The organism is Paraburkholderia bannensis NBRC 103871 (assembly GCF_000685015.1).
Lineage (GTDB): Bacteria > Pseudomonadota > Gammaproteobacteria > Burkholderiales > Burkholderiaceae > Paraburkholderia > Paraburkholderia bannensis.
On record NZ_BAYA01000012.1, the window covers coordinates 211,838 to 233,207 of the forward strand.

Genomic DNA, 21,370 nt, shown 5'->3' on the forward strand with positions numbered 1-21,370 from the left:
ACTCACGCCTTCTGTTCCTGTTGCGCGATCCGGCCCGGCACACCGCCGATCGAACCCGCGCCCATCGTAATCACCACGTCGCCGTCGCGAACCACCGCGGCCAGCGCGTCCGGCATCTCATCCACTGTCTCGATAAACACCGGCTCGACCTTCCCGGCGACGCGGATCGCGCGCGCCAAAGCACGGCCGTCCGCCGCCACGATCGGCGCTTCGCCGGCCGCGTAGACGTCGCTCAGCACGAGCGCATCGGTCGTCGACAGCACGCGCACGAAATCTTCGAAGCAGTCGCGCGTGCGCGTATAGCGGTGCGGCTGGAACGCGAGCACGAGACGGCGGCCCGGGAACGCGCCACGCGCGGCTGCAATCGTCGCCGCCATTTCCACCGGATGGTGGCCATAGTCGTCGATCAACGTGTAAGTGCCGCCGCCGTTGACCGGAATTTCGCCGTAACGCTGGAAACGTCGCCCGACGCCGTTGAATTCGGCGAGCGCACGCTGGATGTCCTCGTCCTTCACTTCGAGTTCGGTCGCAATCGCGATGGCCGCGAGCGCGTTCTGCACGTTGTGGTCGCCCGGCAGGTTCAGCACGATATCGAGCGGCGGTGCATCTTCGCGCATTACCGTGAAATACATTTTTCCGTCGCGCGCGACCGCGTTGACGGCGCGCACCTGCGCATCGGGCGCGAAGCCGTAACGGATGATCGGCTTCGACACGAACGGCAGGATTTCCTTCACGTTCGGATCGTCGACGCACAGCACCGCAATGCCGTAGAACGGCAGGCGGTGCGTGAATTCGATGAACGCCTGCTTCAGGCGCGCGAAGTCGTGCCCGTAGGTGTCCATGTGATCGGCGTCGATGTTCGTGATGACTTCGATCACCGGGAAGAGATTCAGGAACGAGGCGTCCGACTCGTCGGCTTCCGCGACGATGAAGTCGCCGGTGCCCAGACGCGCGTTCGCGCCCGCGCTGATCAGGCGGCCGCCGATCACGAAAGTCGGATCGAGCCCGCCCGCCGCCAGCACGCTCGCCACCAGCGACGTGGTCGTGGTCTTGCCGTGCGTGCCTGCAATGGCGATGCCTTGCTTGAGGCGCATCAGCTCCGCGAGCATCACGGCGCGCGGCACGATGGGAATGCGGCGATGGCGCGCGGCCAGCACTTCGGGGTTGTCGCTGCGCACGGCAGTCGAGACGACCACGGCGTTCGCGCCTTCGATGTTCTCTTCGGCATGGCCGATCGCGATGCGCGCGCCAAGCGCGGCGAGGCGGTCGGTGACCGCGTTTTTCGCGAGATCCGAGCCGCTCACGTGATAGCCGAGATTGACGAGCACTTCGGCGATGCCGCTCATGCCCGCGCCGCCGATGCCGACGAAATGGATGTGTTTGACGATGTGTTTCATTGCTTTCCTCCCGCTACTACGCCCGCCGCGGCCGCGCAGATGCGCGCGACCTGTTCGGCGGCGTCGGGTTTTGCGAGCGCGCGGGCGCGCTCTGCCATTTCTGCCAGCGATTGCCGGGTTTGCTGCTTGAGCCAGTCCGCGAGGGCGTCTGCCGACAACTCGCGCTGCTGCACCACGCGCGCCGCGCCCTCTTGCGCGAGGAACGCCGCGTTGGTGGTCTGGTGGTCGTCCACCGCGTAGGGGAACGGCACGAACAGCGCCGCCACGCCCACGGCCGCGACTTCGGCCACCGTCATCGCGCCCGAGCGGCAGATCACGAGATCCGCGTTTTCGTAGGCGCTCGCCATATCGTCGATGAAGGGCACCAGTTGCGCCGCTTCACCCGGTTCGATACCAGCGTCGAGATAGTTCTGTCGCAAAGCGTCGATGTGCTTCGCGCCCGCCTGGTGCACGACCTCCGGACGCTCGGCCGGCGCAAGCATCGACAGCGCGCGCGGCACGACTTCGTTGAGCGCCGCAGCGCCCAGGCTGCCGCCCACGACCAGCACGCGCAACGGGCCGCTGCGCTGCGCGTAGCGATCCTTCGGCTGCACGACGTGTTCGAGTTCGGCGCGGATCGGATTGCCCGTCCATTCGCCGTGCGGCAGCGCGCCGGGGAACGCCACGAGCACACGCTTCGCGAGTTTCGCCAGCACCTTGTTCGCGAGACCCGCGATCGAATTCTGCTCGTGCAGCACGAGCGGGCGGCCCGACAGCGCGCTCATCACGCCCGCCGGGAACGTGATGTAGCCGCCCATGCCGAGCACCACATCGGGCTTCACGCGGCGCAGCGCCTCAAGGCTCTGCGTGCACGCGCGCAGCATGTTCAACGGCAGCATCAGCTTGGTCTTGAGGCCCTTGCCGCGCACGCCGCCAAAGCGCACGTATTCCATCGGGATGCCGTGTTTGGGCACCAGCGTCGCTTCCATGCCTGCGGGATTGCCGAGCCACACCACGCGCCAGCCCCACTCCTGCATGCGATGCGCAACGGCGAGCCCCGGAAACACGTGTCCCCCGGTGCCACCGGCCATCACCATGAGCGTGCGGGTTTGCGGAGCGGTCATACCTTGCCTCCGCGCATCAATACCCGGTTTTCGTAATCGACTCTCAACAGCAGGGCCACCGCAATACAGTTCAGCAAAATGCCCGAGCCGCCGTAGCTCACGAGCGGCAGCGTCAGGCCCTTGGTCGGCAACAGGCCGAGATTCACGCCCATGTTGATGAACGCCTGCGCGCCGAACCACACGCCAAGCCCCTTCGCGACCAGGCCCGCAAAGGTGCGGTCGAGCGCGAGCGCCTGACGGCCGATCTCGAACGCGCGACGCACGATCCAGTAGAACAGCAGAATCACGATCATCACGCCGACGAAACCGAGTTCCTCGCCGATCACGGCCAGGATGAAGTCGGTATGCGCTTCGGGCAGGTAGTTGAGCTTTTCGACGCTGCCGCCCAGACCCACGCCGAACCATTCGCCGCGCCCGAACGCGATCAGCGAGTGGGTAAGCTGATAGGCCTTGCCCTGCGCGTAACGGTCGTCCCACGGATCGAGGTAAGCAAAGATCCGCTCGCGACGCCACGGCGACAGCCACACGAGCATCGTGAAGGTGCCCACCGCCGTCAGCACGAGGCCGCCGAACAGCTTGCCGTTCACGCCGCCGAGGAACAGCACGCCCATCGCGATCGCCGCGATCACCATGAACGCGCCCATGTCGGGTTCGAGCAGCAGCAGCGCGCCCACGACGCCGACCGCGAACGCCATCGGCAAGAAGCCCTTGCCGAAGCTGTGCATGAATTCCTGCTTGCGCACCGTGTAGTTCGCCGCATAGACCGTCACCGCGAGCTTCATGATTTCCGACGGCTGCATATTGGTGATGCCGAGCGGAATCCAGCGCCGCGCGCCGTTCACGCCCTTGCCGATGTGCGGAATCAGCACGACCACGAGCATCGCCAGCGCGATCAGAAAGAGCTTGGGCGCGTAGCGCTCCCACACGGACACGGGAATGCGGAACGCCACGACCGCCGCGACGGCGGCAACCAGCAGCGACACCAGGTGGCGCGCGAGGAACGCCCAGTCGCGGTACGACGCGTACTTGGGCGAATCGGGCATGGCGATCGACGCCGAATAAACCATCACCACGCCCAGACCCAGCAGCGCAATCACGGCCCACAGCAGCGAGTAGTCGTAGTCGAGCATGCGCGAGCGCCCAGGACGCGCGCCATTCACGGCGCTCGAAATGCCGCTCGTGCGTGCGCCGGCCGAACCCAGCGAGCTGCCGTGATCGGCCGAGCCGCCGCTCGCCTCGCGCGACAGACGCGTGCCGAATCGCTCTGACCAGCTCATATCGTCGTCCCCCGTTCTGCGGCGATGGCTTGCACCGTGTCGTTGAACACGGCGGCGCGGTGGGCGTAGCCCTTGAACATGTCGAAGCTCGCGCATGCGGGCGAGAGCAGCACGACGTCGCCGGGTTCGGCGAGCGCGGTGGCCGCACGCGTGGCTTCTTCGAGCGTGCCGTGATCGCTGAGCGCGATGCCAGTGCCTTCGAGCGCCGCGCGAATCTTCGGCGCGTCGCGGCCGATCAGCATGACTGCACGGCACCAGCGCGCCACGGGCGCCGCCAGCGGATCGAAGTCCTGGCCCTTGCCGTCGCCGCCCGCGATCAACACCGCGCGCTGCGCGAGGCCGTCGAGCGCTGCAACGGTCGCGCCGACATTGGTGCCCTTGCTGTCGTCGACGTAGTCAATGCCGTCGACCGATGCGATCAGTTCGACGCGATGCGGCTCGCCGCGATATTCGCGCAGGCCGTGCAGCAGCGCCGCGGGTGAAAGATCGATCGCGCGGGCCAGTGCAAAGGCCGCCAGCGCGTTGGCCGCGTTGTGCAGGCCGCGGATGCGCAGCGCGTCGACGGGCATCAGGCGCTTCATGGCCAGGTTCACGGGCGCGGCGTCGAGCTGCTTGCGGCGGCGCGCAGAAACCGGTTCGTCGATGGCGTCGCGGTCGTGCGCCTGCACGAGCCACTGCATGCCGTTGTCGCGCGAGAGGCCGAAGTCGCCGTCGCGCTGCGGCTCGTTGACGCCGAAGGTCACCACGCGCGCCTCGCCGCTGTCCTTCACGCGCGCGAGCGACATCACGCGTGCGTCGTCGCGGTTGAGCACGCGCACGGTCTGCGCGCCGAAAATGCGGCCCTTCGCGGCTGCGTAGGCGTCGAGCCCGCCGTGCCAGTCAAGGTGATCCTGCGTGATGTTGAGAACGGTGGCCGCGTCGGGTTCGAAGGTGTGCGCGGTTTCCAGCTGGAAGCTCGACAGTTCGAGCACCCAGACGTCGGGCAGCGCGGTGTTGTCGATGGCTTCGGCCAGCTTGTCGAGCATCGCCGGGCTGATGTTGCCCGCGACCGCCACGGTCTTGCCGGCGCGCTCGCAGAGCATGCCGGTCAGGCTCGTCGTGGTGGTCTTGCCGTTCGTGCCGGTGATCGCCAGCACCTTCGGTGCGTAGCCGCTTTCGCCCAGATGGCGCAGCGCCTGGGCGAACAGTTCGAGTTCGCCCCAGACTTCAATGCCCTGTTCGCGCGCGGCGGCGATCAGCGGCACGAGGTCGTCGGCGAGCGGCGACAGGCCCGGGCTGATGGCGACGATTTCGACGCCTTCGAGCAGCGCCGTCGAAAACGCGCCGCCGACGAAGTTCGCGGGATCGATGCCGTGCTTGGCGAGTTCGGCCAGTCCGGGCGGCGTCTCGCGCGTGTCGGCGATGCGCAGGCGGCAACCCTGCCGCGCGCACCAACGCGCCATCGCGAGACCCGATTCGCCGAGTCCCAGCACGAGCACCATCGGCTTTTGCCGATCCCGAAACTTCTCGCCAAACATTGCTTGCTTTCCTAAGTAGGCAAAGTGAAAAACGTTGCGTCGCTCAACGCAGTCTGATCAACGCAGCCCGATCAACGCAGCTTCAGCGTCGACAGACCGATGAGGCACAGCATCAGCGTGATGACCCAGAAGCGCACGACCACCTGCGTTTCCTTCCAGCCCGACAGTTCGAAATGGTGATGCAGCGGCGCCATCTTGAAGATGCGGCGGCCTTCGCCATAACGTTTTTTCGTGTACTTGAACCACGTGACCTGCAGCATCACGGAAAGCGTTTCCGCGACGAAGATGCCGCCCATGATGAAGAGCACGATTTCCTGGCGCACGATCACGGCGATGGTGCCGAGCGCGCCGCCGAGCGCAAGCGCGCCCACGTCGCCCATGAACACCTGCGCGGGATACGTGTTGAACCAGAGGAACGCCAGCCCCGCCCCGCCCATCGCCGAGCAGAAGATCAGCAATTCGCCCGCGCCCGGAATGTGCGGGAACAGCAGGTACTTCGAATAGACCGAGCTGCCCATCACGTACGCGAACACGCCCAGCGACGCGCCCACCAGCACGACCGGCATGATGACGAGACCGTCGAGGCCGTCGGTCAGGTTCACCGCATTGCTTGCACCGACAATCACGAAATACGTGAGCGCGATGAAACCCCACACGCCCAGCGGATACGTCATCGACTTGAGGAACGGCAGCAGCAGGTCGGCACGCGCGGGCAGGCCCATCGACAGGCCGCTGCGCACCCATGCCATGAACAGGTCGAACACGCGCACGTTATTCGCTTCGGACACGCTGAAGGCGAGATACACCGCGGCAAACAGACCGATCACCGACTGCCAGAAGTACTTTTCGCGCGACGACATCCCGCGCGGATCCTTGTAGACCACCTTGCGATAGTCGTCGACCCAGCCGATCGCGCCGAAGCCGAACGTCACCAGCATCACGATCCAGATGAAGCGGTTCGAGAGATCGCCCCACAGCAGCGTGGCGACGGCGATGCCCAGCAGGATCAGGATGCCGCCCATGGTGGGCGTGCCGGACTTCACGAGGTGAGTCTGCGGGCCGTCCGTGCGCACGGCCTGGCCGACCTTCATTTCGGTGAGCTTGCGAATGACCCAAGGCCCCAGGAAGAGCCCAATAGCCATCGCGGTGATGGTCGCCATCACCGCACGGAACGTCAGATAACTGAACACGCGCAAGAAGCTTGCGTCATTCTGCAGCCATTGCGCCAGCGCCAGTAGCATGCCTTGTATTCCTTAGTAAATCAGTGCGCGCCGGACGCTGCGTCCGGTGCGGTGGGTTGCGGGTTCGTCAATGCGGCCACGACGCGCTCCATCTGCATGAAGCGCGAGCCCTTGACGAGAATCGTTGCGCCGGAGCCGTAACCGGCGCCAGCGAGTGCGCGAACCAGCTCGCTCACGTCGGCGGCATGCAGCGCGTTGGCGCCGAAGGCCGTCGAGATGTCGCGTGCGGCGTCGCCGAGCGTGTACAGCGCGTCGATGCCGCGCTCCTTCGCATAGGCGCCCACCTCGCGGTGGAACGCCGGGCCGTTGTCGCCGACTTCGCCCATGTCGCCCAGCACCAGCACGCGCGGTGCAGTGTGCGAGGCGAGCACGTCGATGGCCGCGCGCACGGAATCGGGGTTCGCGTTGTAGGTGTCATCGATCACCTTTGCGCCAGCAAGTTCCGCAAGCGCTGCGCATTTGACCTGCAAACGGCCCTTGACCGGCTCGAATGCTTCGAGCCCGCGACGGATCGCTTCGAGCGGCACGCCTGCCGCAATCGCCGCCGCCGTGGCCGCGAGCGCGTTGTGCGCGTTGTGTGCGCCGAGCACTTTCAGTTCGACTTCGAGGTGACCGTCGGGCGTCGCGACCGAAAGACGCGAGCCGCTGAGCTTGCCCGTCACCGCTGCATCGACTGCACGCTCGTCCGTGTGCAGCGCGAAGTCGAGAATCTGCGAGCCCGTCGCGGCCACGCGCCAGATGCCTGCGTAGGCGTCGTCGGCGGGAAACACGGCCGTGCCTTCGGGCTTGAGCGCGTGAATCACGCTCGCGTGTTCGAGGGCGACGGCTTCGACTGTCGCCATGAATTCCTGGTGCTCGCGCTGTGCGTTGTTCACCACGGCCACGGTCGGCTCGGCGAATTTCGCGAGCAGGTCGGTTTCGCCGGGATGATTCATGCCGAGCTCGACCACGGCGAGCTGGTGTGCAGCACTCAAGCGCAGCAGCGTAAGCGGCACGCCGATGTCGTTGTTCAGGTTGCCCGCGGTCGCCAGGCGCGCGTCCTCGCCCACCGCAGCGGCGAAGATCGACGCGATCATTTCCTTGACCGTGGTCTTGCCGTTGCTGCCCGTTACCGCGACGAGCGGCATCGCGAACCGACGCCGCCAGCCGAGTGCCAGCGCGCCCAGCGCCGCGCGCGTGTCGTCCACGCGCAGTGCGGGAACGCGCCAGTCGCCGGGGCTGCGCGAGACGAGCGCCGCGCTCACGTGGCGGGCCGCCACGTCGGCCAGGAAGTCGTGCGCATCGAACCGGTCGCCCTTGAGCGCGACGAACAGGTCGCCGGGGCCAGTCGTGCGGCTATCGGTCGAGATGCGCTCGAAGGTGACGTTCTCGTCGCCGAGTACGCTCGCGCCGGGAATCAGCGCCGCTGCTTCGCGCAGGGAAAGCATTGTCATTCACCGCCTCCGCGCCCATGCCGATCGGAAGTCGGACGGGCTGCGAGGGCAAGGCGCGCGTGATCCTGGTCGGAGAACGCGCGCTTCTTGCCCATGATTTCCTGGGTTGCCTCGTGCCCCTTGCCGGCCAGCACGATGACGTCTTCCTTGGCCGCGCCGCGCACCGCCTGCAGGATTGCGCTTGCGCGATCCTCGATGCGGCGCGCCTTCGCACCTTCGCGCATGCCGCCGACGATCTGGTCGATGATCGCGGCCGGCGCTTCGCTGCGCGGGTTGTCGCTCGTCACGACGGTTTGATCGGCGAGACGCTCGGCGATCGCGCCCATCAGCGGGCGCTTGGTCGCGTCGCGGTCGCCGCCGCAGCCGAACATGCAGATCAGGCGGCCGCCGCGCGCCGCCGCGATCGGGCGCAGCGCTTCGAGCGTTTTTTCGAGCGCGTCGGGCGTGTGCGCGTAGTCGATCACGACGAGCGGTTCGTCGTGATCGGCGCGGCCGCCCAGGCGCTCCATGCGGCCATTGACCGGCTGCAGCTTCGAGATTTCGTTGAGCGCGGCGACGAGCGGCACGTTTGCCGCCAGCAGCGCGCCCAGCACGCCGAGCAGGTTGCTCACGTTGAACAACCCGAGCGTCTGCACCTCGATATTCGCTTCACCCCAGTCCGACGTTTCCAGATGGAACGCGGTGCCGGTCGCGGTCGCGCGCACGTCTTTCGCACGCAGCCAGGCGTCGGCGACCGGTGCGTCGGCGGCGGGCGTTTCGATGCTGTAGGCAATCGTTCGCGCCGCGCCGCGCGTGGCGGCGATCAGGCGACGGCCCGCTGCGTCGTCGGCGTTGATGACCGCGGCGCGCAGGCCCGGCCAGGCGAACAGACGCGCCTTCGCCGCCTCGTAGGCTTCGAAGGTGCGGTGATAGTCGAGGTGATCCTGCGTGAGATTCGTGAAGATCGCGATATCGAACGAGGTGCCGTTGACGCGGCCCTGATGCAGCGCATGCGAGGACACTTCCATCGCCACGGCCTGCGCGCCCTGCTGACGCAATTGCGCAAGCGAGCGCTGCAACTGCGGCGCGTCGGGCGTCGTGAAGCCGGTATGCACGAGCTGGCCGACAAAGCCGCTGCCGAGCGTGCCGACGATCGCGCACTTCTGGCCGATGGCCGACAGCGCCGATGCGACCCACTGGCTGCACGAGGTCTTGCCATTGGTGCCGGTCACGCCGACCACGAGCATCGCGTCGCTCGGATCGCCGTACCAGCCGCTGGCGATTTCGCCCGCCAGCACGTCGAGTTGCAGCACGGCGAGCGCGTTCTGCGCCTGCGAGGCGTCGAACTGCGCGCTATAGCCTTCCGGCTGATAGAGCACGGCGGCCGCGCCGCGCGCGAGCGCGTTTTCGATATGCGAACGGTTATCCGCACCTTCGACGGCGTAGGCGAGGAACACGTCGCCCGGCTGGAGCGAACGCGTATCGGCGTGCAGGTTGGCGGCGCTCGCGACGCGCGCGCGCAGCCACGCGAGTGCGTCCGCGATCTGCCGGTGCGCGGGATGCTGGGTGCGCGTGGCGCTCATCGGACGACTCCGGGTCGGGTTTTCGCGTTATCGGCGACGGTCATGTGGTGCGCGGCGGACGGGCTCTTGCCGCTCGCCGAAGCGACGTGCTTTGCGGGCGCTGCCGGCGCTTTCGCTGCGGCCGGCGCATTCGCGACCGCCGTGGACGACGCGCTGTCGTCGGACACGACGAGTTGCTTGACCGGCATGTCGGGCGGCACGTTGAGCGAGCGCAGCGTATCGCCGACGATGCCCGAGAACACCGGCCCCGACACCGCACCGCCGAAGTGGCTGCCCGCCGTCGGCTCGTCGACCGTCACGGCGACCACGATGCGCGGATTGGGCATCGGCGCCATGCCGACAAACGAGGCGCGGTATTTCGAGCGGTCGTAGCCGTGCGGGCCGTGTTTATACGCCGTACCCGACTTGCCGCCCACGCGGTAGCCAGGCACCGCTGCATCGGGCGACGTGCCCTGCTTCGACACCACGCTTTCGAGCATCGTGCGCACTTCGCGCGCGGTCGTCGGCGCGAACACCTGGGTGCCGATCACCGGCTGATCGTCGCCAGGATGACGGAAGATCGACACGGGCAGGATCTGGCCGTCGTGCGCGATGGCCGTGTACGCACGCGCGAGCTGGAACAGCGACACCGACAGGCCGTAGCCGTACGACATCGTCGCCTGCTCGATGCGGCGCCAGCTTTTCCACGGACGCAGACGTCCTGGCGCCGCGCCGGGGAACCCGACCTTCGGCGCCTGGCCGAGACCGATGCTGGTGTACATGTTCCACATTTCTTCGGGCCGGAGCGTCATCGCGATCTTGGTCGCGCCGATGTTCGACGACTTCTGGATCACGCCGCCCACCGTCAGCACGCCAAAACCGGCATCGTCGGTAATCGTCGCGCCGTCGAGGGTGAAGTGGCCCGCGCCCGTATCCACCAGTGTAGTCGGCGAGACGCGGTGCAAATCCAGGGCCAGCGACACCGTGAACGGCTTCATGATCGAGCCCGGTTCGAACACGTCCGTGAGAATGCGGTTGCGCAGCTGCTCGCCGGTCAGGTGCGAGCGGTCGTTCGGGTTGTACGTCGGGTAATTGACGAGCGCGAGCACTTCGCCCGTGCGCACGTCCACCACCATCGCGGCGCCCGCCTTGGCCTTGAACTTCTCGACCGCGGCCTTCAGGTTCGAATACGCGATGTATTGAATCTTGCTGTCGATCGACAGTTCGACATCCTTGCCATCGTGCGGCACGACGGTCTCGTCCACATCCTCGATGATGTGGCCCATGCGATCCTTGATGACGTGACGGATGCCCGGCACGCCCGCGAGAATCTTTTGATCCGACAGTTCGACGCCTTCCTGGCCTTCGTCTTCCACATTGGTGAAGCCGATCAAGTGGGCCGTGACGTCGCCTTCCGGATAGAAACGTTTGTATTCGTTGCGCTGGTAGATGCCCGGAATGTCGAGCGCCGTGATCTGCTGTGCGACGTCGAGCGGCACCTGACGCTTCACGTACACGAAGGTCTTGTCTTCGGAGAGCTTGGCGCGCAGGTCCTTGCTCGACATGTCGAGCAGCTTGCCGAGCTGGTTGAGCTTGTCGGCGCCGAGATCGTCGGGCACGGCTTCCGGAATGGCCCAGATCGCGCGCACGGGCAGGCTCGTCGCGAGCACGAGGCCGTTACGGTCGAGAATCTTGCCGCGCGTGGCGGGCAGTTCGATGGTGCGCTGATAGCGGCTCTCGCCCTGCTTCTGATAGAAGGCGTTGCCCGGCCCCTGAATCCAGAACGCGCGCGCAGCGAGCGCGACGAACGCCATGAACAGCATGAAGACGACGAGCTTCGAGCGCCACATCGGCAGGCGCACCGAGAGAATCGGGTTGGCGCTGAAGGCGACGCTCTTGCGGCTATTGCCTTTTTTCATCGCGTGCCCCCACGACGGCTGTTCGAGCTGGCCGGGGCCGACGCCATGGCGGGCGCGGACGTGGGCACAGGCGCGTCCACAGCGGTGGCCGCGCCCGGTGCGAGCGTCAGGTATTGCGTGCGTCCGGTCGTCACGGGCTGCATCTTGAGCGAATCGGTAGCGAGCTGTTCAACGCGCGACGTCCGTGACAGCGCGCTCTGCTGATATTGAAGCTGCGCGTAGTCCTGCTGGAGCTGACGCTCCTGCGACTGCGCGCGTTGCAACTGAATGAAGATCTGCCGCTGCTGATTGGTGGCATTGACGACTGACAAGGCGCAGCCCATGACGACAATCAGCAGGAAGATGTTCAGGCGATTCATGACGTGATGCGCTCCGCAATGCGCATCACAGCCGAACGGGCGCGCGGGTTCGCCGCGACTTCTTCGTCGCTTGCGAACACGCGTCCGAGCAGCTTCAGGGGCGGGCTGGGCAGGTCGACGGCGCGGATCGGCAAACGGCGATCGATCGCCGGCGTCGTAGCGTTAGCCTGCATGAACCGCTTCACAATCCGGTCTTCCAGCGAATGAAAGCTGATGACCACGAGCCGCCCCCCCTGTTCCAGCAACGACAGTGCTGCTTCTAGAACGACCTGCAGCTCCGCAAGCTCTTGATTGACGTGAATCCGTATAGCTTGAAAGGTGCGGGTTGCCGGGTCCTTACCCTTCTCACGGGTTTTGACGGCGTTAGCCACGATTTGGGCAAGCTCGCCCGTGCTGTCGAGAGGCCCGAGACGGTCGGACTCTGCCCGGCGAGCAACAAGCGCCTTTGCAATCTGAAAAGCAAACCGTTCTTCCCCATAATCTCGAATCACCTCCGTCAGTTCCTGCAACGTGGCCCGCGCGAGCCAGTCGGCAGCAGACTCGCCGCGCGTCGGGTCCATCCGCATGTCGAGCGGGCCATTGGCGCGGAAGCTGAAGCCGCGCTCCGGATCGTCGATTTGCGGCGACGACACGCCCAGGTCCAGCAAAATCCCCGACACACGCCCTACCCCGCGCTCCGCCATGGCGTCGCGCAGTGAAGCAAAACTTTCGTGCACGATAGAAAACCGCGCGTCGCCCACCTGTTCGGCGGTGGCGATCGCCAGCGGATCCTTGTCGAACGCGATCAGCCGGCCGCCCTCGGCGAGCCGGCCGAGCACGGCGCGGCTGTGCCCGCCGCGCCCGAACGTGCCGTCCACATAGACGCCGTCCGCGCGCGTCACGAGCGCATCGACCGCTTCATCGAGCAGCACCGTGCGATGCTGCAATCCGTTTCCCATCGCAGATGCCATAGCGTTTTTACCCGCGATCAGAACGTGAAATTCTTCAAGGCGTCGGGCATGCCCTGAGCCATCGCCGCCTGTTCCTTGGCGGCGTAGGTCTGCGCATCCCACAACTCAAAATGACTACCCATGCCAAGCAGCATGACTTCCTTTTCCATTCCCGCTGCAAGACGTAATTCAGGTGAGACGAGCACGCGGCCCGCGCTGTCGAGATCGACGTCGGACGCGTTGCCTAGAAAGATGCGGCGCCACCAGTGGGCGTCCATCGGCAAGGCTGCGACTTTGGCGCGAAACACTTCCCATTCGGGGCGCGGAAATAGCAACAGGCAGCCGTCCGGGTGCTTGGTGATCGTCACCCGGCCTTCTGCCTGTTGTTGCAGCGCGTCCCGATAGCGCGACGGAATCGACATCCGTCCTTTCGCATCGAGTGTCAGCGCCGACGCCCCCTGGAACACTTCGCTCCCCCTGAGCGGCGCCGTTTGCCGCCCGTCTAAATCTCAGGAAATTTACCCGAATACATCTTTGAAATCACACAAAAATACACTTTCTCACACTGTCTCCCACTTTAGAGGAACGCCATTCGAGGGTCAAGGTGGGCCGCACGTTTTTTGACGAAATTTATCCGCTAGAACAAGGACTTAGCGGCACCTGTTCAAGTCAGCGCTAAAACCAAAAACCGTTATGAATGAATGAGCTAACGCAGGTTGTGAAGGTGATTTGTGAAATGCGCGGAGAAAACCGCGATGGCGCGGGGGCTTGGGAGGGATTAACGCGGACGATTGGAAGCCGGAAATGGCAGCGGAATGGCGGGGCAAACAGCGAACCGGCGAAGCTTACCGGCTCGCGTGAACATCTCAAAGTAGAGCTTAAATATAGTAGGCCGTGCGGGTCATCACCTTCGATGCAAAACGCATGAGCGAGCGCACCGGCAGCGGCAGTTCGATGCCGCCCAGCTCGGTCGCCGACTTCGCGTGGGCGATCTCGTCGGTACGCATCTGTTCGACGATTGCACGCGATTCGAGGTCGGCCGGCGGCAGCGCATCGAGGTGGCTGTCGAGGTGATGCTCGACCTGACGCTCGGTTTCGGCCATGAAGCCGAGACTCACTTTGTCGCCCAGGCGCCCTGCTGCCAGGCCAATCGCCATTGCACCGGCGTACCAGAGCGGATTGAGCAGGCTGGGGCGAGAATCGAGCGCTTCGAGACGGCGCGCCGTCCACGCGAGATGGTCTTCCTCTTCGCGCGCGGCCTGCTCGAAGGCGGCCTTGAGCGTGGGCGAGCGCGTCGCGAGTTTTTGCGCCTGATAAAGCGCCTGCGCGCACACTTCGCCGACGTGATTCACACGCATGAGACCAGCTGCATGCGAGCGCTCGGCAGGCGTGAGTTCGCCGGGAAGCGTCGCTGAAACGCTGCCGCCGGTCGCCACCGCGGCGTCGGCGGTCGCGACCTGCGCGGACACGGCGTCGGGGGAAGGTTGCGGCATCGGCCGCGACATGCGCGACACGCCGGTGATCGAGCGCAAGCCGCGATCGAACTCGGTAATCAATTCGTCAAACATCATCCAACCTTCCTCCATGCGCAAGGCAGAACGAACCGCTCAAAGGAGCCGCTCGAAGAGACCGCCTGAAGCGCCCCTGAAAGGCCGACCGACCGGCCGTTCAAAGTCGCTACAGGAACACGCACAGGCCCGTCAATAAGGGGCTGCGCCGATATCCAGGCGCATATTCTAGACCATGTTGTGTAAACGAAACAGGTACTTAGGTGCACCTGGCTTTTCCTTTGTGCCCCCTAACCCTTTTGCTACATTACGTGGCAACTTCTCGCGAAGTTAGACATCAAGGCCACCGCAAGACAAATAAACAGGCCTTGTAAAAAGACGCATAAAAGCAGTCAGATACTGGAGATCATTCAATGAAGAAGTCGCTTCTCGCGCTCGCCGCGATGGGTGCGTTCGCGGGCGTCGCCCACGCTCAGAGCAGCGTCACGCTGTACGGCATCATCGACGAAGGTTTCAACATCAATACGAACGCAGGTGGCAAGCACCTGTACAACCTGTCGAGCGGCGTGCTGCAAGGCAGCCGTTGGGGCCTGCGCGGCGCGGAAGACCTGGGCGGCGGCCTCAAGGCGATCTTCGTGCTCGAAAGCGGCTTTGACGTGAACAACGGCAAATCCGGTCAGGGCGGCCTGCTGTTCGGCCGTCAGGCTTACGTGGGCCTGAATAGCGCCCAGTTCGGCTCGGTCACGCTGGGTCGCCAGTACGACTCCGTGGTCGACTACGTCGGCCCGCTCGAAGTCGGCGACCAGTGGGGCGGCTACATCGCTGCTCACCCGGGCGACATCGACAACTTCAACAACGCGTACCGCACCAACAACACGGTCAAGTTCACCAGCGCCAACTACGCTGGCCTGACTTTCGGTGGCACGTATAGCTTCGGCGGCGCGGCTGGCGACTTCTCGCACAACCAGATCTGGTCGCTTGGCGCAGGCTATAACAACGGCCCGCTGTCCCTCGGTCTCGGTTACTTGAACGCACGCACGCCGGCAGCATCGGGCGGCCTGTTCAACAACGGCGGCACCGCAGCAGCAGCCAACGCTGCCGTGACTTCGACGGTCTACTCTGGCTTCACGTCGGCCAATACCTACCAGGTAATCGGTGCGGGCGGTGCTTACACGTTCGGCGCAGCCACGTTCGGTATCACCTACTCGAACATCCGCTTCGCGAACCTGGGCTCGACCTATGCGCTCGCAGCCTACAAGGGCCAGTCGGCAACGTTCAACAACGCCGAAGTCAACTTCAAGTATCAGTTGACCCCGGCTCTGCTGGTCGGTGCGGCCTACGACTACACGCGCGGCGTGTCGATCAACGGCGGCTCGCGCGCCCAGTATCACCAGGGCGCAGTCGGCGTGGACTACTTCCTGTCCAAGCGCACCGACGTCTACATCACGGGCGTCTACCAGCACGCACTGGGCGACACGCTCAACGCCGCTGGCGAGACTGTTGCAGCCACGGCAAACATCAACAACCTGACTCCTTCGTCGAACCAGAACCAGTTCACGGCGCGTGTCGGTATCCGCCACAAGTTCTAAGAAAAACAGCCGTTTGAGTCTCAAAGGCGCCTCCGGGCGCCTTTTTTCTTTGGCTCGCTACTTTGGCTCGCTTCTTTGACACGCGTCGCCAGAAAAAAAGCCTGCCCTCGCGGGCAGGCTTCATTTGCTCTTTGTCGAAACGGCGTCGCGCCGGGAAGCTTACGCGCGACCGTCGCGCAATTCGCGTCGCAGGATCTTGCCGACGTTGCTCTTGGGCAGGTCGTTGCGGAATTCGATGAGCTTCGGACGCTTGTAGCCGGTCAGCTGCGTCTTGCAGTATTCGAACACGTCCTTGTCGGTGAGCGCCGGATCTTTCCTGACGATATAGAGCTTCACCGCTTCGCCCGAATGCTGGTCGGGCACGCCCACCGCCGCGACTTCGAACACACCGGGCAGTTTCGCGACCACGTCCTCGACTTCATTCGGATAGACGTTGAAGCCCGACACCAGAATCATGTCCTTCTTGCGATCCACGAGCTTCACGTAGCCGCGCGTGTTCATCACGCCCACGTCGCCGGACTTGAAGAAGCCGTCGGCGGTCATGACCTTCGCCGTCTCATCGGGACGCTGCCAGTAACCCGCCATCACCTGCGGGCCGCGGATGCAGATCTCGCCCGCTTCGCCGATCGGCAGTTCGTTGCCGCTATCGTCGCGAATCGAGATTTCCGTGGACGGCAGCGGCAGCCCGATCGTGCCCGTGTACTCGGTTGCCGTCGTCGGGTTGCAGGTCACGCTCGGCGAGGTTTCCGACAGGCCATAACCTTCGACGATCGGCGTCTGCGTGCGCTCGTACCAGCGCTTGGCCACGGCTTCCTGCACCGCCATGCCGCCGCCATTGGCGACCAGCAGATGCGAGAAGTCGAGCTTGTCGAAATCGGGATGATTGAGGATCGCGTTGTAGAGCGTGTTGACGGCCGGGAACGTCGTGATCGAGTAGCCGTGCAATTCCTTGATCATGCCGGCGATGTCGCGCGGATTCGGAATCAGCACCGCAAGACCGCCCGTGCGCATCGTCAGCAGACCGCACACGGTGAGCGCGAACACGTGATAGAGCGGCAGCGCCGCGACCGTCACAGGCTGCGCGCCCGCAGGCAGGCGTGCGAGCGCGGGCTCCGTCCACGCAGCCGATTGCAGCACGTTGGCGATGAGGTTGCGATGCAGCAGCGTCGCGCCTTTCGACACCCCCGTCGTGCCGCCCGTGTACTGGAGGAAAGCGACGTCATCGGGCTTCTGCTCGACGGGCTTGAAGCTCGCGCGCGCGCCCGCCGAAATCGCGTCGTTGAATTTGACATGGCCCGGCAGGCTCCACGCGGGCACCATCTTCTTCACGCGGCGCACGACGAAATTGACGATGAAGCCCTTCGCCGCGCCGAGCAGATCGCCCATCGACGCCACCACGACGTGCTTCACGCGCGTCTGCGCGATCACGGCCTGGAGCGTGTTGGCAAAATTCTCAAGGATGATGATGGCTTCCGCGCCGCTGTCCTTGAGCTGATGCTCAAGTTCGCGCGGCGTGTAGAGCGGGTTCACGTTCACGACCACATAGCCCGCGCGCAGGATCGCAGCCAGCGCCACGGGGTACTGGAGCACGTTCGGCATCATGATGGCGATGCGCGCACCGCGCTCGATGCCGCGTGACTGGAACCACGCGGCGAGCCGCTTCGATAGTTCGTCGAGCTGACCGTAAGTGAGCGTCTTGCCCATGCACGCGAAGGCGGGCTTCGCACGGTTGGCGTTGAAGCTCTCCGTGAGCAACGCCGTGATGGACGCGTATTGGCTCGCGTCGATTTCCGCGGGCACACCAGGCGGGTACGATTTCAGCCAGACTTTATCCATGCGGCGTCTCCTCCTCAGGTATTTTTCGAATGGTCGTGCTAAAACGCCGATCGTAGCATGCGCCCTGCGCATTTCCGCCGCGAAACAGCGAGTTAGAAAGCCCCCTCGAAATGCCGGGGGCGTGGACTTTTCCGTGACGGGTTAAGGGTTTACGCGCGCTCGATTTCGACGAGGCAGTCGTAGAAGGTGGCCGAGCCACCCAGATCGGTCAGTGCCTGGCTGGTGACTTCGTTGGCGTTGCGGCCATCCGGCGCGAGCTTCTTCCACCAGATCGACAGTCCCACCACGAGGCCCGCACGCGCGCGCTCGGTGACGCGTGCGCGCGCACGCATCGAGCCGCGATCGTTGAAGATCCGCACCTGATCGCCGTCGGCAATGTTGCGGTGTGCGGCGTCGGCGGGATTCAGGTCGACGTGCGGTTCGCCTTCGGTCGCGCGCAGGCTTTCGACGTTCACGAAGGTGCTGTTCAGGAAGTTGCGCGCGGGCGGCGAGATCATCGCGAGCGGATAACGCGCGGCCAGTTCGGGCGCGTGATCGGCCGATTCGTATGGCGGCAGGTAATCGGGCAGCGGATCAAGACCGGCTTGCGCGAGCGCTTCGCTGTAGAACTCGCATTTGCCCGTGGGCGTGCGGAAGCCGCCTTGAGCGAATGGCGCATCGGCGATGTCGAGCTTGATCCACGCGTTCTCCTTGAGCGTCGACCAACCCGCGCCGTTGAACGCGGGGTCGCTCCAGTCGAAGGCCTGCGCCGCCACTTCTTCGTCGCTCTCGAACAGCGCTGGTTCGGTCAACGCCATCGCGCGCGCGATCGAGCGGAAGATTTCCGTGTTCGGGCGCGCCTCGCCCACTGGCGCGATCGCCGGCAGGTTCGCCATGACGTGCGTGTGGCCGTAGGACTTGTGGACGTCCAGATGCTCAAGCTGAGTGGTCGCGGGCAGCAGCAGGTCGGCGTAATCGGCCGTATCGGTCTGGAATTGCTCCAGCACGATCGTGAAGAGATCCTCGCGCGCGAAGCCCGCCGCGACCTTCGCAGAATCGGGCGCGACGGCCACCGGGTTCGAGTTGTAGACGACGACCGCCTCGATCTTCGGGCCGAACTGCGCGTCGCCCATGTGCGTGAGCGCGTCGCCGATCTGGTTCATGTTGACGACGCGCGGCTGGTGTTGCGGCCAGCCAGGAATCAGGTCGGGACGTTGCAGCGCGTTCGCATCGACAGGCGCCCAACCCGACGACGACAGCAGCACGCCGCCCGCGCGATCGCGCCATGCCCCCGTCAGCGCAGGGAGGCAGGCAATCGCACGCACGGCGTTGCCGCCGCCACGCACGCGCTGCAGGCCGTAATTCATGCGGATCGCCACCTTGCGCGTCGATGCGTAAAGGCGCGCGAGATCGACGATGACCTGTTCTTCGATACCGCAGATCTGCGCTACACGCGCCGGCGTGTAGGTGAGCGCGCGCGCCTTCAGTTGCTCGTAGCCGTGGGTGTAAGCGGCAATGTAATCATGATCGAGCCGGTCTTCGGTGATCAGCACGTGCATCATGCCGAGCGCGAGCGCGCCATCGGTGCCCGGCTTCGGCGCGATGTGCTGATGGCACTTTTCGGCTGTGAGCGAGCGGTACGGGTCGATCGCAATCAACTTCGCGCCGTTGCGCTTCGCTTCCTGCGCACGCGTCCAGAAGTGCAGATTCGAGGCGATCGGATTCGCGCCCCAGATCAGAATCACTTCGCTTTCGGCGAAATGCTCGGTGAGCATGCCGAGCCCCGCTCCGTAGGTGTAGCGCAGCCCCGCCGCGCCCGCTGCCGCGCAAATCGTGCGATCGAGCCGCGACGCACCGAGCTTGTGGAAGAAGCGTTGCGCGATGCTGTCGCCTTGCACGAGGCCCATCGTGCCCGCGTAGCTGTACGGCAGGATCGCTTCGGGCGCGCGCTGCGCAATCTCGCCCAGGCGGGCAGCCGCGATTTCGCAGGCTTCGTCCCAACTGATCGGCTCGAAACGCCCTTCTCCCTTGGCGCCGACGCGCTTCATCGGCTGAGTCAGGCGCTTCGGATGGTGAACGCGTTCAGCGTAGCGCGTGACCTTCGTGCAGAGCACGCCCTGTGTCGGCGGGTGATCGGGGTCGCCGCTCACCTTGATCGCCCGACCATTTTCGACGGTCACGCGCATGGCGCAGGTGTCGGGGCAGTCATGGGGACAGACTGCGCGGGCGAATTCGGCTCGGGCGTTCATGGGACTCGTTTGGCTGGGGCTATCGATGCGTGATTTTATTATGTTCGGCGCGTATCGCCGCGGCGCGCTTAGGCGCTTGCTGCGAAAAAAAGGCTTGGGCGTAAAATGGCCTGACCACGCCCGCCATCAGAAGTGGCGGGCGCTCCTATTCTGCGCATTGCCAGCCACGAGTCAGCCATGAAACTGATCCCGGAAATCCAGGCCGCCCAGGGCGAAATCCAGGGCCTACGACGAACGATTCACGCCCATCCCGAATTGCGGTACGAAGAGACCCGCACCGCTGAGCTCGTTGCGACAAAGCTCGCCGAGTGGGGTATCGAAGTGCATCGGGGGCTGGGCAAAACGGGCGTCGTCGGCGTGCTTAAGCGCGGCAACGGCGCACGCTCGATCGGACTGCGCGCCGATATGGATGCGCTGCCGATTCAGGAACTCAACACCTTCGATCATCGCTCGCATAACGACGGCAAGATGCACGCTTGCGGCCACGATGGCCACACCGCGATGCTGCTGGGGGCCGCGCAATATCTCGCGCAGCATGGGCAATTCGACGGCACCATCGTCTTCATTTTTCAGCCCGCCGAGGAAGGCGGTGCCGGGGCCAGGGCCATGATCGAGGATGGCCTGTTCGAGCGCTTTCCCGTCGATGCGGTGTTCGGCATTCACAACTGGCCGGGCATGCCGGCAGGGTTCTTCGGCGTGACCGACGGGCCGATCATGGCGTCGAGCAACGAGTTCCGTATTGATATCAGCGGTGTCGGCTCGCACGCGGCGCTGCCGCACAACGGGCGTGACCCGGTCTTCACGGCGGTGCAGATCGCCAATGGCTTGCAGAGCATCATCACGCGCAACAAGAAGCCGCTCGATACAGCCGTGCTATCGATCACGCAGATTCACGCCGGTGACGCGGTCAACGTCGTGCCGAATACGGCCTGGCTCGCCGGTACGGTGCGGACTTTCACGACGGAAACGCTCGATCTGATCGAAGCGCGCCTACGCAAGATTGCTGAGAACACGGCCGAAGCCTATGAGTGTTCCGTCGAGGTAAGTTTCCTGCGCAACTATCCGCCGACAGTGAATAGCAGTGCTGAAGCGCAGTTTGCGGCGGACGTGATGCGGGATGTCGTGGGTGCCGATCGCGTCGACGATCATGTCGAGCCGACCATGGGCGCCGAGGACTTCTCGTTCATGCTGCTGGAAAAGCCAGGCTGCTACGCGTTTCTGGGCAACGGCGATGGTGGGCATCGCGACGCCGGTCACGGAGCCGGGCCGTGCATGTTGCACAACGCCAGTTATGATTTCAACGATCAACTGTTGCCGGTTGGCTCGTCGTATTGGGTGCAGCTGGCGACGAAGTTTTTGGCGCAGAAGTAATTCTGCATGGCTGTTGAATGATTGGAATGCAAAAAGCCGTCCTTTCGGGACGGCTTTTTTGTTGGTGCCTGGGTTTTACTTGCAGGTTTTATTTGCGTATTTTTCAAGCACGTAAACGCCAG

At 64.7% G+C, this 21,370-nt stretch carries 16 protein-coding genes; 2 read left to right on the forward strand and 14 right to left on the reverse strand.

Annotated elements, in window-relative coordinates; translation table 11 throughout:
- Window positions 1-2 precede the first annotated feature (2 nt).
- The 12 genes from murC to coq7 all read right to left on the reverse strand — a co-directional run bounded on the left by murC (window position 3) and on the right by coq7 (window position 14,287).
- Complete coding sequence (gene murC, locus BBA01S_RS19890) at window positions 3-1,397, reverse strand: UDP-N-acetylmuramate--L-alanine ligase (RefSeq protein ID WP_027817996.1); 1,395 nt, start codon at window positions 1,395-1,397, stop codon at window positions 3-5.
- Window positions 1,394-2,500: an undecaprenyldiphospho-muramoylpentapeptide beta-N-acetylglucosaminyltransferase gene (gene murG, locus BBA01S_RS19895; RefSeq protein WP_027817997.1), complete on the reverse strand. Its 1,107-nt coding sequence runs from the start codon at window positions 2,498-2,500 to the stop codon at window positions 1,394-1,396. The genes murC and murG overlap by 4 nt, the downstream gene beginning before the upstream one ends.
- Complete coding sequence (gene ftsW, locus BBA01S_RS19900; protein WP_027817998.1) at window positions 2,497-3,777, reverse strand: putative lipid II flippase FtsW; 1,281 nt, start codon at window positions 3,775-3,777, stop codon at window positions 2,497-2,499. The genes murG and ftsW overlap by 4 nt, the downstream gene beginning before the upstream one ends.
- The gene (gene murD, locus BBA01S_RS19905) at window positions 3,774-5,294 is read right to left on the reverse strand and encodes a UDP-N-acetylmuramoyl-L-alanine--D-glutamate ligase (protein ID WP_027817999.1); all 1,521 of its coding nucleotides are present in this window, start codon (window positions 5,292-5,294) and stop codon (window positions 3,774-3,776) included. Before murD ends, ftsW begins: the two co-directional genes overlap by 4 nt.
- A 71-nt stretch (window positions 5,295-5,365) precedes the next feature.
- Complete coding sequence (mraY, locus tag BBA01S_RS19910; protein ID WP_027818000.1) at window positions 5,366-6,535, reverse strand: phospho-N-acetylmuramoyl-pentapeptide-transferase; 1,170 nt, start codon at window positions 6,533-6,535, stop codon at window positions 5,366-5,368.
- 20 nt (window positions 6,536-6,555) lie between these two features.
- Window positions 6,556-7,968 carry a UDP-N-acetylmuramoyl-tripeptide--D-alanyl-D-alanine ligase gene (locus BBA01S_RS19915; RefSeq protein WP_027818001.1) on the reverse strand — a complete coding sequence of 471 codons (1,413 nt, stop codon included), beginning with the start codon at window positions 7,966-7,968 and terminating at the stop codon, window positions 6,556-6,558.
- Complete coding sequence (locus BBA01S_RS19920) at window positions 7,965-9,530, reverse strand: UDP-N-acetylmuramoyl-L-alanyl-D-glutamate--2,6-diaminopimelate ligase (protein ID WP_027818002.1); 1,566 nt, start codon at window positions 9,528-9,530, stop codon at window positions 7,965-7,967. The genes BBA01S_RS19915 and BBA01S_RS19920 overlap by 4 nt, the downstream gene beginning before the upstream one ends.
- Window positions 9,527-11,428 (reverse strand): peptidoglycan D,D-transpeptidase FtsI family protein, encoded by a 1,902-nt coding sequence (locus BBA01S_RS19925; protein WP_027818003.1) that lies wholly within the window; start codon window positions 11,426-11,428, stop codon window positions 9,527-9,529. Before BBA01S_RS19925 ends, BBA01S_RS19920 begins: the two co-directional genes overlap by 4 nt.
- Window positions 11,425-11,787, reverse strand: coding sequence for a cell division protein FtsL (ftsL, locus tag BBA01S_RS19930; RefSeq protein ID WP_027818004.1), 363 nt, complete (start codon window positions 11,785-11,787; stop codon window positions 11,425-11,427). Before ftsL ends, BBA01S_RS19925 begins: the two co-directional genes overlap by 4 nt.
- The gene (rsmH, locus tag BBA01S_RS19935; RefSeq protein ID WP_084162345.1) at window positions 11,784-12,737 is read right to left on the reverse strand and encodes a 16S rRNA (cytosine(1402)-N(4))-methyltransferase RsmH; all 954 of its coding nucleotides are present in this window, start codon (window positions 12,735-12,737) and stop codon (window positions 11,784-11,786) included. Before rsmH ends, ftsL begins: the two co-directional genes overlap by 4 nt.
- Window positions 12,738-12,754: 17 nt before the next feature.
- Entirely contained in the window at window positions 12,755-13,183 is a 429-nt protein-coding gene (mraZ, locus tag BBA01S_RS19940; protein ID WP_027818006.1) for a division/cell wall cluster transcriptional repressor MraZ, read from the reverse strand.
- A gap of 411 nt (window positions 13,184-13,594) precedes the next feature.
- Window positions 13,595-14,287 (reverse strand): 2-polyprenyl-3-methyl-6-methoxy-1,4-benzoquinone monooxygenase, encoded by a 693-nt coding sequence (gene coq7, locus BBA01S_RS19945; RefSeq protein WP_027818007.1) that lies wholly within the window; start codon window positions 14,285-14,287, stop codon window positions 13,595-13,597.
- 350 nt (window positions 14,288-14,637) lie between these two features.
- Here coq7 and BBA01S_RS19950 point away from each other — a divergent pair, with 350 nt between their 5' ends.
- Window positions 14,638-15,813, forward strand: a complete 1,176-nt coding sequence (locus BBA01S_RS19950; RefSeq protein ID WP_027818008.1) for a porin — start codon at window positions 14,638-14,640, stop codon at window positions 15,811-15,813.
- A 159-nt stretch (window positions 15,814-15,972) separates the two neighbouring features.
- On the opposite strand, the gene BBA01S_RS19955 is transcribed toward BBA01S_RS19950, so the two are convergent.
- Both BBA01S_RS19955 and BBA01S_RS19960 read right to left on the reverse strand, forming a co-directional pair.
- The gene (locus BBA01S_RS19955; RefSeq protein ID WP_027818009.1) at window positions 15,973-17,649 is read right to left on the reverse strand and encodes a long-chain fatty acid--CoA ligase; all 1,677 of its coding nucleotides are present in this window, start codon (window positions 17,647-17,649) and stop codon (window positions 15,973-15,975) included.
- A gap of 149 nt (window positions 17,650-17,798) precedes the next feature.
- Window positions 17,799-19,877, reverse strand: coding sequence for a molybdopterin-containing oxidoreductase family protein (locus BBA01S_RS19960; RefSeq protein ID WP_027818010.1), 2,079 nt, complete (start codon window positions 19,875-19,877; stop codon window positions 17,799-17,801).
- Window positions 19,878-20,054: 177 nt separating this feature from the next.
- Here BBA01S_RS19960 and BBA01S_RS19965 point away from each other — a divergent pair, with 177 nt between their 5' ends.
- The gene (locus tag BBA01S_RS19965) at window positions 20,055-21,248 is read left to right on the forward strand and encodes a M20 aminoacylase family protein (RefSeq protein WP_027818011.1); all 1,194 of its coding nucleotides are present in this window, start codon (window positions 20,055-20,057) and stop codon (window positions 21,246-21,248) included.
- Window positions 21,249-21,370 lie beyond the last annotated feature (122 nt).

What these genes read in the sequence shown, in the direction of transcription:
- murC (WP_027817996.1), bottom strand. Translation starts at nt 1,397, where the DNA reads ATGAAACACATCGTCAAACACATCCATTTCGTCGGCATCGGCGGCGCG.
- murG (WP_027817997.1), bottom strand. Translation starts at nt 2,500, where the DNA reads ATGACCGCTCCGCAAACCCGCACGCTCATGGTGATGGCCGGTGGCACC.
- ftsW (WP_027817998.1), bottom strand. Translation starts at nt 3,777, where the DNA reads ATGAGCTGGTCAGAGCGATTCGGCACGCGTCTGTCGCGCGAGGCGAGC.
- murD (WP_027817999.1), bottom strand. Translation starts at nt 5,294, where the DNA reads ATGTTTGGCGAGAAGTTTCGGGATCGGCAAAAGCCGATGGTGCTCGTG.
- mraY (WP_027818000.1), bottom strand. Translation starts at nt 6,535, where the DNA reads ATGCTACTGGCGCTGGCGCAATGGCTGCAGAATGACGCAAGCTTCTTG.
- BBA01S_RS19915 (WP_027818001.1), bottom strand. Translation starts at nt 7,968, where the DNA reads ATGACAATGCTTTCCCTGCGCGAAGCAGCGGCGCTGATTCCCGGCGCG.
- BBA01S_RS19920 (WP_027818002.1), bottom strand. Translation starts at nt 9,530, where the DNA reads ATGAGCGCCACGCGCACCCAGCATCCCGCGCACCGGCAGATCGCGGAC.
- BBA01S_RS19925 (WP_027818003.1), bottom strand. Translation starts at nt 11,428, where the DNA reads ATGAAAAAAGGCAATAGCCGCAAGAGCGTCGCCTTCAGCGCCAACCCG.
- ftsL (WP_027818004.1), bottom strand. Translation starts at nt 11,787, where the DNA reads ATGAATCGCCTGAACATCTTCCTGCTGATTGTCGTCATGGGCTGCGCC.
- rsmH (WP_084162345.1), bottom strand. Translation starts at nt 12,737, where the DNA reads ATGGCATCTGCGATGGGAAACGGATTGCAGCATCGCACGGTGCTGCTC.
- coq7 (WP_027818007.1), bottom strand. Translation starts at nt 14,287, where the DNA reads ATGATGTTTGACGAATTGATTACCGAGTTCGATCGCGGCTTGCGCTCG.
- BBA01S_RS19950 (WP_027818008.1), top strand. Translation starts at nt 14,638, where the DNA reads ATGAAGAAGTCGCTTCTCGCGCTCGCCGCGATGGGTGCGTTCGCGGGC.
- BBA01S_RS19955 (WP_027818009.1), bottom strand. Translation starts at nt 17,649, where the DNA reads ATGGATAAAGTCTGGCTGAAATCGTACCCGCCTGGTGTGCCCGCGGAA.
- BBA01S_RS19960 (WP_027818010.1), bottom strand. Translation starts at nt 19,877, where the DNA reads ATGAACGCCCGAGCCGAATTCGCCCGCGCAGTCTGTCCCCATGACTGC.
- BBA01S_RS19965 (WP_027818011.1), top strand. Translation starts at nt 20,055, where the DNA reads ATGAAACTGATCCCGGAAATCCAGGCCGCCCAGGGCGAAATCCAGGGC.